General features: G+C 45.9%; 12 protein-coding genes. 5 read left to right on the top strand and 7 right to left on the bottom strand.

What is annotated here, in order from left to right; genetic code table 11:
* Window positions 1–779 precede the first annotated feature (779 nt).
* The 3 genes from BMX44_RS11265 to BMX44_RS11275 all read left to right on the top strand — a co-directional run bounded on the left by BMX44_RS11265 (window position 780) and on the right by BMX44_RS11275 (window position 5,012).
* Complete coding sequence (locus BMX44_RS11265; RefSeq protein WP_090633057.1) at window positions 780–1,076, top strand: helix-turn-helix domain-containing protein; 297 nt, start codon at window positions 780–782, stop codon at window positions 1,074–1,076.
* Between the two features lie 395 nt (window positions 1,077–1,471).
* Entirely contained in the window at window positions 1,472–4,759 is a 3,288-nt protein-coding gene (locus BMX44_RS11270; protein ID WP_245738912.1) for a FecR domain-containing protein, read from the top strand.
* A 13-nt stretch (window positions 4,760–4,772) separates the two neighbouring features.
* The gene (locus BMX44_RS11275) at window positions 4,773–5,012 is read left to right on the top strand and encodes a hypothetical protein (protein ID WP_090633059.1); all 240 of its coding nucleotides are present in this window, start codon (window positions 4,773–4,775) and stop codon (window positions 5,010–5,012) included.
* A 138-nt stretch (window positions 5,013–5,150) separates the two neighbouring features.
* Here the strand turns inward: BMX44_RS11275 and BMX44_RS11280 are convergent, their stop codons facing one another.
* A complete protein-coding gene (locus BMX44_RS11280; protein WP_090633061.1) occupies window positions 5,151–7,391 on the bottom strand; it encodes an adenylate/guanylate cyclase domain-containing protein in 2,241 nt (746 codons plus the stop codon).
* A 105-nt stretch (window positions 7,392–7,496) separates the two neighbouring features.
* On the opposite strand from BMX44_RS11280, the gene yaaA reads away from it, so the two are divergent.
* Both yaaA and BMX44_RS11290 read left to right on the top strand, forming a co-directional pair.
* A complete protein-coding gene (gene yaaA, locus BMX44_RS11285; protein ID WP_090633064.1) occupies window positions 7,497–8,291 on the top strand; it encodes a peroxide stress protein YaaA in 795 nt (264 codons plus the stop codon).
* A 36-nt stretch (window positions 8,292–8,327) separates the two neighbouring features.
* Window positions 8,328–8,693 (top strand): nuclear transport factor 2 family protein, encoded by a 366-nt coding sequence (locus BMX44_RS11290; protein WP_090633066.1) that lies wholly within the window; start codon window positions 8,328–8,330, stop codon window positions 8,691–8,693.
* A gap of 95 nt (window positions 8,694–8,788) precedes the next feature.
* On the opposite strand, the gene BMX44_RS11295 is transcribed toward BMX44_RS11290, so the two are convergent.
* From BMX44_RS11295 to BMX44_RS11320, 6 genes are read right to left on the bottom strand one after another with little or no spacing between them, the layout of a single operon-like run.
* Window positions 8,789–9,223 (bottom strand): Na+/H+ antiporter subunit G, encoded by a 435-nt coding sequence (locus tag BMX44_RS11295; RefSeq protein ID WP_090633068.1) that lies wholly within the window; start codon window positions 9,221–9,223, stop codon window positions 8,789–8,791.
* 4 nt (window positions 9,224–9,227) lie between these two features.
* Window positions 9,228–9,497 (bottom strand): K+/H+ antiporter subunit F, encoded by a 270-nt coding sequence (locus tag BMX44_RS11300; RefSeq protein WP_090633069.1) that lies wholly within the window; start codon window positions 9,495–9,497, stop codon window positions 9,228–9,230.
* Window positions 9,491–9,982 (bottom strand): Na+/H+ antiporter subunit E, encoded by a 492-nt coding sequence (locus BMX44_RS11305; RefSeq protein ID WP_090633071.1) that lies wholly within the window; start codon window positions 9,980–9,982, stop codon window positions 9,491–9,493. Before BMX44_RS11305 ends, BMX44_RS11300 begins: the two co-directional genes overlap by 7 nt.
* Window positions 9,979–11,523, bottom strand: coding sequence for a monovalent cation/H+ antiporter subunit D (locus BMX44_RS11310; RefSeq protein ID WP_090633073.1), 1,545 nt, complete (start codon window positions 11,521–11,523; stop codon window positions 9,979–9,981). Before BMX44_RS11310 ends, BMX44_RS11305 begins: the two co-directional genes overlap by 4 nt.
* Complete coding sequence (locus tag BMX44_RS11315; protein ID WP_090633077.1) at window positions 11,520–11,849, bottom strand: Na+/H+ antiporter subunit C; 330 nt, start codon at window positions 11,847–11,849, stop codon at window positions 11,520–11,522. Before BMX44_RS11315 ends, BMX44_RS11310 begins: the two co-directional genes overlap by 4 nt.
* Window positions 11,849–14,659, bottom strand: coding sequence for a monovalent cation/H+ antiporter subunit A (locus BMX44_RS11320; RefSeq protein ID WP_090633079.1), 2,811 nt, complete (start codon window positions 14,657–14,659; stop codon window positions 11,849–11,851). The genes BMX44_RS11315 and BMX44_RS11320 overlap by 1 nt, the downstream gene beginning before the upstream one ends.
* Between the last annotated feature and the right edge of the window lie 46 nt (window positions 14,660–14,705).

The following is a 14,705-nucleotide window of genomic DNA, read 5'->3' on the forward strand; positions in this document are numbered from 1 at the left end:
GCTTGAACGATACACACCCGGCTTCCGCCCGCCGGGAAACGGAAGCGATAAAAAAACGAAAAATGGTTTGAAGATATGAAAACAGCGATGCGCCGGTTTATCGACGCACCGCTGTCAGTAATAGATTGTTATGGTTTATTTTATGGTTCGGGATGTAGGCAAATATCCAGCGGCGACCCTTTCAAGCTCTCATTCCAGTCCTGTAGGATTGAAAAAAGGTGGTTCGAGATTTCTCCATTGCTGTCCACCAAAAATAAAAGAGTTGGCATAAGCGCCAACTCTTTTTGTTTTTATATAACATGCCATTTCATGAATTTTGTCAATTGGCGGCAATGGCGCTTGTGCACTATAGGCACAAGAAGCAGTGGTATCCGTTTCTTTTCTAGGAAATTTTTTCTTTATGTTTTTTCTGTTTGTTAGGCGTTAACGAGCTTGACAGCTGTTATCATATTCGATAACTTCGGTTGTAACAGGGGCGATCTGATTCTTAATGAGAATATCGGGTGAATATTCCAGCGCTGCTGCCGAGAATTCTCGCCGGTTTTCACTGCATTGCGGAATTGAATTAGGTATTCGGTTCGGTTTCCGGTTTCAATTTGGGGCGGCCTGACCCGTGAATTGTTCGAAATCCGGACCAAAGGACGCGAAGATATTTCCCGGTCGTTGCTTGTACTGTCAAAAAAGGAATCGTTATTCTCATGACTGTGATTAATAAGAATAACAATATATACAAGCGTTGGATGAAGGCGGCGCAAAAATACTGAAAGAGGTATAAAGGGATGGCGCATAAACGGTCAACATTCGAAAAGTTCAAGCAAACGGGGTTGGAAGACACGGTGGTCAAAGACGGGCATGATGTACTGTCTACCTCTTTCTACATGAAGCGCCAGATGATCGCATTGCGTAAAAGATCGGGCGTAACCCAGGAACAGATGGCAGACCTGCTGGGCACAAAAAAAAGCAATATCTCCCGATTGGAAAGCCTGAATTCAAGCATTTCACCGAGATTGGCGACCGTCGAGGATTACGCGCGCGTGCTGGGTTATTCGGTTAGAATCAAATTCGAGCCACAATAACATTGAACACACACCTGCCGAATACGGCGCCAAGCGAAATAATAAGGAGTATGAGATAAAAAGCTTCTGCGAAGTCGCTGAAAGTGTTCCTGACTAAAAAAGTGCTACTGGAGTGTATTTTGTGACGAGGATACTTTTACGTTTATGCAACATCAGGGGAGTTGACAGAAGAATGCTGCAAAACTATTTGGCGCATTATTTTGAGCCAAGCGGTGATGCTATTCAGAGCTGAAAGCTACACGGGCCTTGAGATTTATATCTTGCTTTAGTCATTGTCATTAATCTGCCAACTTTAGCTGGTAGTTGTTTTGTATTAATAAACAGACTTGACCATGTTTTGAACATAATTGTAATTAGAATCGCATTGGCAAATACAATACAGGCAGAATCTGTTTATGGCGCGCAATAAGCAATACAGGATAGCCAGATCTTCAACTATTCCTGTGGCATTGCTTTTAATGCTGACGCAATTTGTTTTTATGCGAATCGCGTATAGTGCAGAGGTCTGTGTGCAGGCCGCGGCACGCGTTGTTACAGCACAAGGCGTGGTTGAGCTGCGCCGGATGAGGGAGACGGCCTGGCAACCGGTTGAAAAAGGCGCCGAACTCTGTGCCGGAGATCAATTACGCACCCGCAAGCGCAGTAAAGCAACGTTGCGGTTGATGAATGAAAGTAACCTGACACTCGATCAGAGAACCACCATCACATTTCCCGCGGCCAACAAAAACAAATCTGCATCATTGATGGATTTGATCAATGGTGCGATCCATATCATGACACGCACGCCAAAACCGTTTAAGGTCCATACGCCATTCATGAATGCGGGTGTCGAAGGCACTGAATTTGTAGTTCGTGTAGACGAACATCGAACACGGATTGTTGTATTTGAAGGCCGGGTTTCCGCGACCAATATGTATGGTGAAGTGTCGCTTGAAGGACACGAGCAGGTCATTGCATACGACAACCAGCCGCCGCGCAAGGATATCCTCCTTAACCCGATTGATGCGGTTCAGTGGGCGCTGCATTACCCGACGATCATTGAATACTGGCTGGACAGTGACGATAAGCAGGATTTCGCCGCTCAAATTGCCGAATCGGCGCGTATGCTCGCACTGGGCAGTGTTGCCGAAGCCAAAGCAATCATCGATCAGATACGTGTATCTGATCCTGCCAACAGCAACGCTTACGCATTGAGCGCAGTCATCGCGCTGACGCAAAACGATAAGTCACTGGCGCTCGAACTTGCACATAACGCGGTTACATTGGCTCAGGATTCGCCGACTGCAAGGCTTGCGTTGTCCTATGCACAACAGGCATATTTTGATATTGAAGCAGCACTAGTAAGTGTGCAGAGGGCGCTAGAACTTGATCCGCAAAACGCTTTAATCTGGGCGCGAATGGCGGAGCTTCAGATGGCAGAAAACGAACTCGATTTGGCGTTGGATGCGGCCACCGAAGCTGTCAGGTTGAATCCCGCCATTGCCCGAACACAATCCGTGCTGGGTTTTGCGTATTTATCCAAAATTAATACGAAAAAAGCAAAACGGTTTTTTTTCAGGGCTATTCATCTGGATCAAACTGATCCGGTACCACGTCTTGGACTGGGGCTGGCCCTGATCCGAGAAGGAGAGCTGGAAACCGGGCGCATCGAACTGGAAATTGCAGCCAGTCTCGATCCGGGTAGTTCTTTGATCCGCAGTTATCTTGGCAAAGCCTATTTTGAGGAAAAACGTTACGAAACCGCCAAAACACAATTTGAGCTGGCTAGAGATCGCGATCCGAACGATCCAACACCCTGGTTTTATGATGCCATTCAAAACCAAACACAAAATCAACCGATTGAAGCGCTGCAGGCTATCCAAAAATCAATTGAATTGAACGACAATCGGGCTGTTTATCGATCACGGCTACTACTCGACCAGGATGAGGCTGCGCGAGGTTCCAGCCTGTCGAGAATTTACGACAACCTGGGTTTTGAAAAACGAGCCATTATGCAGACAGCACAGTCCTTAAGCCTTGATCCTTCGAATCATTCGGCGCACCGATTTTTGTCGGATATCTATGTCAATATCCCACGTCATGAAATCGCACGCGTCAGCGAATTACTGCAAGCACAACTGCTGCAACCGATCAACACCAACCCGGTACAGCCTCAACTTGCCGTCGCTGATCTGAATATCATCACCAGTACCGGCCCGACCGCGGCCGGCTTTAATGAATTCGCCCCTTTGATGGAACGCAACCGTCCTCAGTTCGTTGCATCTACTATTGCAGGCAGCAAGAGCACCTTCGGTGATGAAATTGTCTATTCACAGCTTTACGACAAGACCTCGATCAGTCTGGGGCAGTTTCATTATCAAAGCGATGGATTCCGTCCCAACAACAATCAGAATCACGATGTACTGAATGCGTTTATTCAGCATGCCTTTACGCCCAAACTCAATGTTCAGGCTGAAATACGCACGCGTAACACCAAGCATGGAGATCTTTTGCTCGACTTTGATGCCTATGAGTTTAGAAAAAATTATCGGCGCAATATTCAAGAGGATATAGCACGTATGGGCGCCAGGTATGAAATTTCTCCTGACCAGAATTTGATTGTTTCTGGAAAATATATAGACCGTTTTGAAAAAATTAATATAGACACACTGAAAAATGAAGGTTTTCAGTTTGAAGCACAGCATCAATTACGCCACGAATTTTTTAATACGGTTACTGGCGGAAGCATTTATCGGTTTAGCTGGATTGATAAAACAGATAACGAACGTAGAGACCTGCCCTTCAGGCATATGGACCGTGAGAATGCATACGCATATACCAACATCAACTACCTGCGCGACGTTAATTTAACACTTGGTTTGAGTTATGACACATTTACAAGCACATTATCCGGAAAACGGACAGACAAGACCAATCCCAAGATCGGCATGCAGTGGAATTTATTTGATAATCTGCGATTACGGGCTGCATGGTTTAAGACAACCAAATCGCACCTGATTGCGCAACAAACACTTGAGCCGACACAGGTAGCTGGGTTTAATCAGTTTTTTGATGATTTTAACGGAACACGATCAGAGCGCATGGGTGTAGGACTGGATTATTATCTGGGCCACACACTATATAGTGGTCTCGAAGCCTCTAAACGTAGATTGCGTGTTCCAAAGATAAATTTTGAGAATGATGAAGTTTCTCAGAAGCAAAATGAAAACCTGTATCGTGCTTATTTGTATTGGACGCCGCACAAATACTGGGCGATCAAAGGAGAATTCCAATATGAACAATTTAGCCGCAAAACAGATGACACAATATTTTTAGACCGAGAACCGGTGCGTATTCACAGGCTGATTGCTCCGGTAAGCGTCAAATATTTTCATCCTTCCGGCTTATTTTCAGGTATAACAGGTACTTTTGTCAGGCAAGACCTGACACGAAAACTAGACATAATCAATATGCAAAAAAGAAATCCTGCATCTACCAATTCCGGGATTGATTCTTTTTTCTTGCTGGATGCATTTATTGGTTTCAGGTTACCCAAACGCATAGGTATATTGAGCCTGGAAGCCAGAAATCTGCTGGATCAGCATTTTTATTACAGAAATATTAATTTCGAACAGGCTGAAGCAATCAGCCCAAGATTCATTCCGGAAAGAGCGTTTTTTGCAAGACTCACTTTAAACTATTAATCAGGAGGTAACAATGGCAGCTTATACCGTTAAAAAAATTAATAACCAATGTCAAATTATAGAAATAGGAAGTAATGGCAGTGAAACAGTAATCAGTAATAGTAATGGTGAAGTCTCATTAGGGGGAAACACATATAAGGCGGTTATACGACAGTCTGATGCAAAATGCTGTGTTTTCCGATTACCACCGGATTTAGGTGCACAAAATCATCCTGAATTTATTCTGGAAGAAGGGCAGATTAAGCAGGGATAGTGCTTGCTCTTCTTCTTGCAGGAGAATTTGTTGTGAAAAGTATTTTCAAGGATGATGCCAGGCAGAAACTACATATAACATCTTGTTTGCTTGGTTACGCTTGAAATAATCTACACATCAGCTTCAGAAGTATATGAATTATTTTTTGGTAAATTTTATTACAGGCTCCCATTGATCGGGTGACGATTGCGCGCAAAGACCCAGATAGAATTTTGTAGCACCATCATCCGGGAATAGTTTAAGAATCTCAGTCCATTGCCGAACCGCGTTTTCATGCTGCTGGCTATAGGCATCAAGCGCATTTGCAAACAGCGTGCATAACAGCCGTTGCTTGTCACTGGCAGTTTGCTGATAGTCAATCAATTCAAACAGGCAGACTGGTTTTGATCTGCCGGCAAGCTGAAAGCTGCCCAATGGACGCGTCAAGAATCGGTCTATGCCGGCAATCACTTCGCCGGTGACCAGTAAACGGGTACCCAGAAATTTGTTGGCATTTTCGATACGACTGGTTGTGTTGACAAGATCGCCGATCACACGGTAGATATAGTTGTCCATAGACCCGAGCTTGCTGACCAGCAGTTTGCCAAAATGAATACCAATACGCGTTGGCAATGCCGGATGGGAACTCTCCCGGTTAAAGCTATCAAGATTTTTGATGATAGCCAGACCTGCTTCGCAGGCCTCTTCCCTGAGCATTTTGCTGGCAGTGGTGGCTTCCCAGATTGCCAGCATGGCATCGCCAATTTTTTCAGACACAACACCATTGTTTTCTCTCACCGAACGAGACAGAATTCTAAAATAATCGTCTATTAGCCGTCGTAATTCGCGGACATCCATTTTCTCTGCCAGCGTTGTATAACCTTGTATGTCGGTAAACATGCAGGCGCCAAAAACGAGTTGATCTTTGCGCAAATTGGCGTTGATATGCCTCGTTAAGTCTCCGACCACACGTTCAGGTGTGAACTGACCAAATAATTCCAGAAGCTGATCGCGTTCTTGTTTGGCAGTGTAGTAATTGAGCAGGACTGAGCCGAAAATGGTACCCGGAATGATAATCAACAGGGGAATAATCAGCGGCAGCCAGATACCGGCTTGTTTAAACATCAACCAGGCAACGGCAGTATAGGCGACTGCCGTGATGATGCTGGCTGCTGACAGAGTTTGATTGGATAACACTGGAAAAACAAAGCCGAGTGTCAAGCCCATGGTAAAAATTAATACGAGACTGCCGGCGTAGGGAAAAGCGCTGACAGGTTTATTTTCTAACAAATTAGCAAATGCAGTGGCGGCGATTTCCACGCCGCTTATCTCTATGCCTTCTGCATCGGTAAAAACGGTATGATAAGTATCTCGAATTTGGTCTGTTTCAATATGTGTTGCTGCAGATAATCCGACAAAAACTACTTTTCCCCTGATTTTATTGGGCAGTACATTTATCGACTCTTCATTGGGTTGCAGAATCTGGTAAGCCGGAATAGTCTCGATGTTGCGAGGTGGTCCATAAAAATTCAAATAATGTGCTTCGGGGCCTGTATATAAATTGACCAGTGACAGTATCAGTTTTCTTTTTTGATAATCAAGGTTACTGGCATGCAGTTCTGAAATGAGTTGTTGCTTGATTTCAGGTTGATCGATAAACAACTCCCGCAGAAAAAAAATAACTGCTTCTATATCTTTTATCTGATCCAGGCTTGCGGGTAACCGCTTAATACCAGGTACCTGCACTTTATCCAGGAGCGCAAATAACTCATTATATGCGTGCAACGCATAAGCCTGTAGCACAACAACGGGAATGGTTGGCGCATCTCCCATACCCGGTTTGAAAGCCCAGTAAGCATTAATAGGAGGTTCTTTTGGTAAAGGAAAAGGTGCATGCGCCATTACTGACGATGAAATTTCGGGTAAAAGGGGCGCGCTTCTCTCTTTGAATAATTTGAATTGCAGTGACTCTGTTTGACTGTCAGAGAAATCCTGTTGTTCGAACTCCAATCGTTCGACGATAATCACGTTACCTGCATTCTCGATCGTTTTGGCCAGTTGATGATCATGTTCGGTAACTGCGCTGGATGCGAGAAATAGTAGATCAAGGACAATGATTTCCGCATCGAATTGTGCTAATTGATCTATCAGACGTGCATGAATCTCTCTTGGCCATGGCCAGAAATTGGGGGATACAGGTAATCCCAGCTGATTTGTAGATTCCCTGTCTATGGCTATAATTATGATTTCTTCTGGTGCCGACACTGGCCCGCGTAGTTGGAACAACCAGCCCAGACCGTATTTCTCTTCCAGGTACCAGCCTTGTGGCGACAGGTAGAGAGCCATGCCTAACAGGCCGATCGTGATGCCCAAATAGGCCCGTTTGGCATATTTTGTCATAATATATGTAGTTTTACTGCGTACTTGCAAAATGGCCAGGCAAGATTTTAGTATACTTGTCCGGAATTATGTTACCCCGTTCAGATATTTTCAGGATAAAAATGCATGATTATCGTTATTTCGCCCGCGAAAACACTGGATTTTGAAACGCCTGCCCGCACTGAGAAATTTACCTTACCGGATTTTCTTGATGAGTCTGAGAAGCTGGTCACTCAGTTACAGGCGATGGAGCCCGATGAAATTGGCCGGCTGATGTCGATCAGCCCAAAGCTGGCCGTGCTGAATTCCAACCGCTATTATGAATGGAAGCGCCCATTTAGTCGGAATAATGCCAAGCAGGCAATGTATGCATTCAAGGGTGATGTATACACTGGGCTTGATGCGGAAACACTGGATGCGCAGACTGTGGAATTTGCGCAGAATCATTTAAGAATTCTGTCTGGCTTGTACGGCATACTCCGTCCGCTCGATCTCATCCAGCCGTACCGGCTTGAAATGGGTACGCAGTTGAAAAATCAACGCGGCAACAATCTGTATGAATTCTGGGGAGATATTCTGACAGACTCCATTAATCAGGAATTACGAAAACAGCGAGCAGACACATTGATCAACCTTGCATCCCATGAATATTTTAAGTCGCTTAAAATGGATAAATTGAATGCCAGAGTCATTACACCGGTTTTTAAGGATGAAAAAAATGGGGTATATAAAATCATCAGTTTTTTTGCAAAAAAGGCCCGTGGATTGATGAGTCGCTTCATTTTTGTGAATAAATTAAGTGCGCCTGAGGATATCAAGCATTTCGATGTAGCTGGTTATCAATTTGCTGCAGCTGAGAGCGATGATCATGAATGGATATTTATGCGCAAGGAATCTGCTGGCCGAGCTGTAAAAAATTAATTTATGTAATAATCAGTTGGTAACTGGGAGTTATTAATGAATGTTCAAAAAAATATCGAACTGGCAAAGAATTATATTGAATTATCCAATAAACACGACCTGAGACGCATTGAAACAATGTTTCTGGGGGAGGCGACATATCATTCTGCGTATTTTGGTGAATACAAAGGCAGTGTTGCCATCCATGAAATGATGCTGAGTTTTTTTGCGCGTTATCCGGATGTACACTGGGAAGTGATGAATTATCGTCCGGTCGGTTCAGATGGCGTCGAGTTTGATTTTCTCATGACAGCGACAGACGCAGCGGCTGATGAACCTGTTAGAAGACATGGGCGAGAATGCATCTATTTCGAGCCGGATGGGTTGATCAGCCGTATCGAAGTATATAAAGCTAATGAATAGTGTCTGGCCGGATCCTGCAAGAAATGGACATTCTTTCCAGCCTGTTTAAAGCCTTGCGTAACTGTCGTGCTGACGAGTCTGCCGAAGTTATCACGTTATTGTTCGGGTGATCGAGTAGTATTTTTTGGCAATTCCGGTTCGGCGGGTTCGATATCTTCATCTGTACTGGAATTACTGGTGTCCTCGGCTGTTTTATCAGGTGTTTCTTGATTATTATCATTCGTTTCAGGTGCTTTTGCTATTGAAGGCAGACTCAGATGAAGGGATGCTTTCGCTATCAGATGCGCACTGACTGGTGCAGTGATAAACAGAAACAAAGTGATCAGAATCTCATGCAGGCTGATATTTTCGTCTGTAGTACTGAAATAAACTGCCGATGCAATCAGCAGACAGCCAACACCCAGTGTGGTTGCCTTTGTTGGGCCGTGCAGGCGGGTATATAAATCCTTGAGTCTGACCAGTCCTAAAGAACCGATGAATGTTAAAGTGGCCCCGGTTAAAATCAGGAGAGACAAAAAAAATTCCAGCATGGTTTTACTCGATAATATCTCCGCGTAGCAGATATTTACACAGCGCAACTGTACCGATAAATCCCATCAGTGCAATCAAGAGTGCCGCTTCAAAAAAAAGTGCGCTGGCCAGATGGATGCCCAGCAATACCAGTATTGCGATTGTATTGATATACAAAGTATCGAGCGCTAGAATGCGGTTGGGTATATCTGGGCCGCGTAGCAGCCGCCAAAAACTCATGACGACAGCTGCGGTAACTAACGCAAGTGCTATTTGAATTGAAATCGCTAGCATGATTCAAAAATCTCCTTCAACGGGTGTTCATACCGATGTTTGATTGTCGCTACCAATGTGTCCGGATCGGTTTCATTGAGTGCATGCACTAGCAGATAACTCTGATCATCTGAAAGTCGCGCCGATAACGTGCCCGGCGTTAAGGTGATACTGTTGGCCAGTAGGCTGATGGCCAGATCGGAAGTCAGATCCAACGGTACTTTGATAAAAATAGGGTGAAGTTTATCAGGATTGCCAAGTATCAGTCTTGCAACGGTAAAATTTGCCATAATGATGTCGTACAACAGTACAGCAATATATCGGAGCAGCACAAGCGGTTTTCGGATGGATACTGCTTCTGGCCAGAAATGAATTGTGAGTACCGGAATGGCCCAGCCGAAAATCAAACCCAGCAATATTTGTCCGGTGTTAATGCTGTTGTTGAGTAACAACCAGATTATGGCAAGCACCGGTGTCAGAACTGGGTGCGGTAGCAGCCGGGTCATTGCGGTTTAACCTCCAGATTTAAAACTGACTGGATATACAGCTCAGGTTGTAACAACTGACTGGCAGTGCCTGCAGTAAATTCGGTTATGGTGCCTGCCCAGATTACAAGGGCAATGCATAATACAAGCAGACACAAAACAGGTGTCAATTCGGCTGTTACTGACATGCCGCTTCGTGGCATCTCGCTACTGGTATCAATACGGCAGATATGAGGAGCCTGCGCCCGGTAAAACATCATGCTGCCACCGCGTGCCAGCGCGATCAGCGTAAAAAGGCCGGTAATTAATATAGTGCCCATTATCCATGGTAAGGCTGAGTGGGACATGGCGGCATTCAGAATTAAAAATTTACCGATAAAACCGGATAATGGCGGCAGGCCGGTAATCAGTGCTGCAAATATAAAAAACAGTGCGCCCAGTAACCGCTGCTGTTGAATGACCGGCCCCGGTTCAAACTGGTCTTCCATCACGTCGCGTCGGTTGGCAATACAGTCTGCAAGGAGAAACAGAGCCGCAGCTGCAAATGTTGAGTGCGGCAAATAAAACAACCCTGCAGCAATGCCTGCTTCAGTATTCATGCCAAAAGCTGCAAGTAACGTTCCTATTGAAGCAATGACGAGATACGCTATCTGCTGACGCAATCGTGTGCTGGCCAGTGTTCCCAGCACGCCAACTATTAAGGTCAGTAAAGCCAGAGGTAGCAGCCATGATTCAATCAAATTGGATACAGAACCTGCCTGTGCGCCAAAAATCAGCGTGTAAACACGCAATATACTGTATGCGCCTACTTTGGTCATGACGGCAAACAATGCTGCCACGGTTGCCGTGGTGTAAGCATAGGCGGCTGGCAGCCACAAATAAAGTGGTAGCAGTGCTGCTTTGAGCGCAAATACCGCAAACAGCAGCAAGCCTGCTATATGAATAAGCGCAATATCTTCTGCGGGCGCCTGAGTAACTTTGACTGCGAGATCGGCCATATTCAGTGTACCCAGTAATCCATATAGCGTGCCCACGGCGAACAGGAAGAGTGTTGAGCCGACAAGATTGATAACGACAAAATGCAATCCGGCCTTGGTTTTTAATCGGCCGCCTCCATGCAGCAGCAGACTGTAGGATGCCAGCAGCAGAATCTCGAAAAACACAAATAGATTAAACAAATCTCCAGTTAAGAACGCACCATTCAAACCAAATAACTGTAACTGGAACAACGCATGAAAATGCGCACCGCTATTGTCAGTGCCGCGCAGTGCGTATAGCAATGCGCTTGCAGCAACGAGCGCAGTAACCGCGAGCATCCAGACTGCTAAACGGTCTGCTACCAAAACAATACCAAATGGAGGAGACCAGTTACCCAGCGCATATGCCAGAATCTCACCGTTATTGACTGTGTTAAGTAGAAAGCCGGCGGTTGCAAGCTGTAGAAATACCGATGTCAGGCTGGTTGTGCGCCTTAACGGCAGATGCTGTCTCGGCAGTAATAGCAATAATATTCCCGCAAGTAGCGGAAGAACAACTGGAAAAATAACGAGGTGACTTGTCATGGTCTGTGCTTCCCGTCGACTTGGTCGTTACCCATTTCCAGAAAGGATTTCAAAGACAGAATAATCACAAAGGCAGTCATGCCGAAACTAATGACAATGGCGGTTAATACCAGTGCCTGTGGTAATGGGTCGGCATAATTGGCAGCGTTGTCACTGATAATCGGTGGACTGCCGATGGTAAGACGGCCCATGACCAGCAGAAACAGATTAACGGCGTAAGATAAAAATGTCAGGCCAAGCACCACTGGAAAAGTACGACCACGCAGCGACAAGTAGACGCCACAAGCCGTCAGTACACCAATGATAATTGCAATGAGTAGTTCCATTAACGAATCCGTTTTCTGGGTTTCATCTGGTGACTTTGATGATGTATCAGACCGAGATAAACCAGAATTAGTAATGTAGCGCCGACAACGACCAAATAAACACCCAGATCGAAAGCCATGGCAGAGGCCAGTTCGAATTCGCCGATAATTGGCCAGTGTATATGACTAAATGCTGAAGTCAGGAAAGGATAATTGAAAATCCAGCTGGCCAATCCGGTACAAGTAGCGATTAGCAGTCCGTAGCCAATAACCTTATGCATGTTGATAGGTAAGCGTTGTTGTGTCCAGATAACACCATTAGCCAGATACTGCATCACCAGCGCAACCGCGGTAACCAGTCCGGCAATAAAACCACCGCCGGGCAAGTTGTGCCCGCGCAGCAGAATAAACATCGAAACCAGCAGTGCTAACGGTAACAGCAGTCGAGTAAAAGACGCCATAATGATTGGGTGCAAATCTTCATCCCAGGCGCGTCCTTCGCTGTCATGGCTGGCACCGGCGATTTTCAAATGTTCCAGCATGGCGTATATGCCCAGTCCCGCCAGAGCCAGCACAGTAATCTCACCAAGTGTATCATATCCCCTGAAATCGACCAGGATCACGTTGACGACATTGGTGCCACCGCCACCTGGTAAACTGTTTTCCAGAAAATAGTTTGAGATACTTTCATAAGGCCGCGTTAATACCGCCCATACAAGCAGCGTAACACCCCCGCCTGCTGTCGCTGCAATGAGGGCATCACGGCTACGTAACCAGTTTCCCGATTCAATAGGTGACTGCTGCGGTAGAAAATACAGAGCAAGAAGCATGAGCACTATTGTGACCACCTCAACGGAAAGCTGCGTCAAGGCAAGATCAGGCGCAGAGAATTTGACAAAAATAAGCGATATGCCCAGACCTACCGTGCCCAGCAGTATAAGCGAAATTAGCCGCCGCCGGTGCATCACCGCTGTGGCTGCTGCGGCAACAACAAGCACTGTGGCAATCAGCAGACTGACACCATCAATCGGTAATATGTCGCGTTCGCCCATCAGACCATAATCGCCATCGGTTGCCATTGTGCCGTAGATTCCCAGCGTCAACACAAACAGCATAAACACAAACAGCATGCGTTGCAGTGAATTTGTATTGAGGAAATGTGTGATAGTGTCGGCAATTGCAAACAGTTTTTCCATCAGAAATTCGTAAAGCGCTCTGAAATCTAGCATGCTATCCACTCGCTCCTGAAGTGAAAACAAAGGCTTGCGTGCCAGGTAGACAATGACTCCGCCAATCAATGCAGTTATGCTCATGAATAATGCGGTATTGAATCCGTGCCATATTGCCAGGTCATGGTCGGGTACAGGGCCTTGTAGAACACTGGATGCAGCTGCGGCCAATATGGGTTCAACCGTCAGTGCAGGAAAGATGCCTACCAGCAGACATAAGGCAACCAGAATTTCGACTGGTACTTTCATCCAGCGAGGCGGTTCATGTGGTTGCTTGGGTAAATCAGTTGATTCACCATCAAAAAATACATTGTGTATGAAACGCAACGAATACGCTACGGCGAATATACCTGCCAGTGTGGCCATAGTCGGTAACAGCCACCCCCAGGGCTGATTTATGACAAACAGGGTTTCGGCAAAAAACATTTCCTTGGATAAAAAACCATTGAATAATGGTACACCGGCCATTGATGCGGCCGCTACCATTGCAAGCAGCGCAGTGTGCGGCATATGTTTCCATAAGCCACGGAGTATGCGCATATCACGAGTGCCGGTTTCGTGATGGATGATACCTGCGGCCATAAATAACGAAGCTTTGAATATCGCGTGATTGATGATATGAAAAACGCCTGCCAGTGCGGCCATGGGAGTGCCAATGCCAAACAATAGCGTGATCAGGCCCAGATGACTGATAGTTGAATAGGCAAGCAATCCTTTCAAATCATGTTTGAACATTGCAATATAGGCTGCAACAACCAGTGTAACGAGTCCGGTAAAACAAACCAGCCAGAACCACGCCGAGGTGCCTGATAGCGCCGGAAACAGGCGGGCCAGCAGAAAGACCCCCGCTTTTACCATGGTTGCTGAATGCAGATAGGCAGAAACAGGAGTCGGAGCAGCCATTGCATTGGGCAACCAGAAATGAAAAGGAAACTGGGCAGATTTGGTAAAAGCGCCCAAAAGCACTAGAATCAGCATAGGCAGATACAGTTCGTGAGTGCGTATCAGATAGCCCGAAGCCAGTATGTCCGACAAATTGTAGCTGCCGACTATTTCACCCAATAGTAGAAAGCCGCCGAGTAATGCCAGACCGCCACCGCCTGTAACGGCCAGCGCCATGCGAGCGCCGCTGCGTGATTCGTGCCGCATCTGCCAGTAGCTAATCAACAGAAACGATGACAAGCTGGTCAATTCCCAGAAAATTAAAAGCTGGATAATGTTTTCCGAGGTGGCAATACCCAGCATGGAACCCATAAACATGAGCAAATAGGCGTAAAACCGTCCCATATCATCACGCTCGGATAGATAATACCGTGCGTATAAAATGATCAGCAGTCCGATGCAAAGTATCAATAACACGAATAGCAAGGCCAACCCGTCAAGGCGAAAGGCAAATTCCATACCCAGTAATGGAATCCACGGAATACTTTGCACCAGCACTTGACCTGAAAAGGCGTCCTTGATGAACGGAAGCAGAATGAGTAATGCAACCAGAGTAACGATTCCTGCTCCCCAGGCGGCATGCAAACGCCCAAGGCGTGAGATGGCTGCAACAAAACCTGCGCCTAGAAATGGTGTTAACGCAATCAGCGATAGTTCCATACCAGTGAAGAAGACTAAAAACCAAAAAGGCTATATTGTAGGCGAT

It is taken from the genome of Nitrosomonas marina (assembly GCF_900110145.1).
GTDB lineage: Bacteria > Pseudomonadota > Gammaproteobacteria > Burkholderiales > Nitrosomonadaceae > Nitrosomonas > Nitrosomonas marina.

Excerpts from the sequence above, each read along its gene's own strand:
- BMX44_RS11265 (WP_090633057.1), top strand. The coding sequence starts at position 780 with ATGGCGCATAAACGGTCAACATTCGAAAAGTTCAAGCAAACGGGGTTG.
- BMX44_RS11270 (WP_245738912.1), top strand. The coding sequence starts at position 1,472 with ATGGCGCGCAATAAGCAATACAGGATAGCCAGATCTTCAACTATTCCT.
- BMX44_RS11275 (WP_090633059.1), top strand. The coding sequence starts at position 4,773 with ATGGCAGCTTATACCGTTAAAAAAATTAATAACCAATGTCAAATTATA.
- BMX44_RS11280 (WP_090633061.1), bottom strand. The coding sequence starts at position 7,391 with ATGACAAAATATGCCAAACGGGCCTATTTGGGCATCACGATCGGCCTG.
- yaaA (WP_090633064.1), top strand. The coding sequence starts at position 7,497 with ATGATTATCGTTATTTCGCCCGCGAAAACACTGGATTTTGAAACGCCT.
- BMX44_RS11290 (WP_090633066.1), top strand. The coding sequence starts at position 8,328 with ATGAATGTTCAAAAAAATATCGAACTGGCAAAGAATTATATTGAATTA.
- BMX44_RS11295 (WP_090633068.1), bottom strand. The coding sequence starts at position 9,223 with ATGCTGGAATTTTTTTTGTCTCTCCTGATTTTAACCGGGGCCACTTTA.
- BMX44_RS11300 (WP_090633069.1), bottom strand. The coding sequence starts at position 9,497 with ATGCTAGCGATTTCAATTCAAATAGCACTTGCGTTAGTTACCGCAGCT.
- BMX44_RS11305 (WP_090633071.1), bottom strand. The coding sequence starts at position 9,982 with ATGACCCGGCTGCTACCGCACCCAGTTCTGACACCGGTGCTTGCCATA.
- BMX44_RS11310 (WP_090633073.1), bottom strand. The coding sequence starts at position 11,523 with ATGACAAGTCACCTCGTTATTTTTCCAGTTGTTCTTCCGCTACTTGCG.
- BMX44_RS11315 (WP_090633077.1), bottom strand. The coding sequence starts at position 11,849 with ATGGAACTACTCATTGCAATTATCATTGGTGTACTGACGGCTTGTGGC.
- BMX44_RS11320 (WP_090633079.1), bottom strand. The coding sequence starts at position 14,659 with ATGGAACTATCGCTGATTGCGTTAACACCATTTCTAGGCGCAGGTTTT.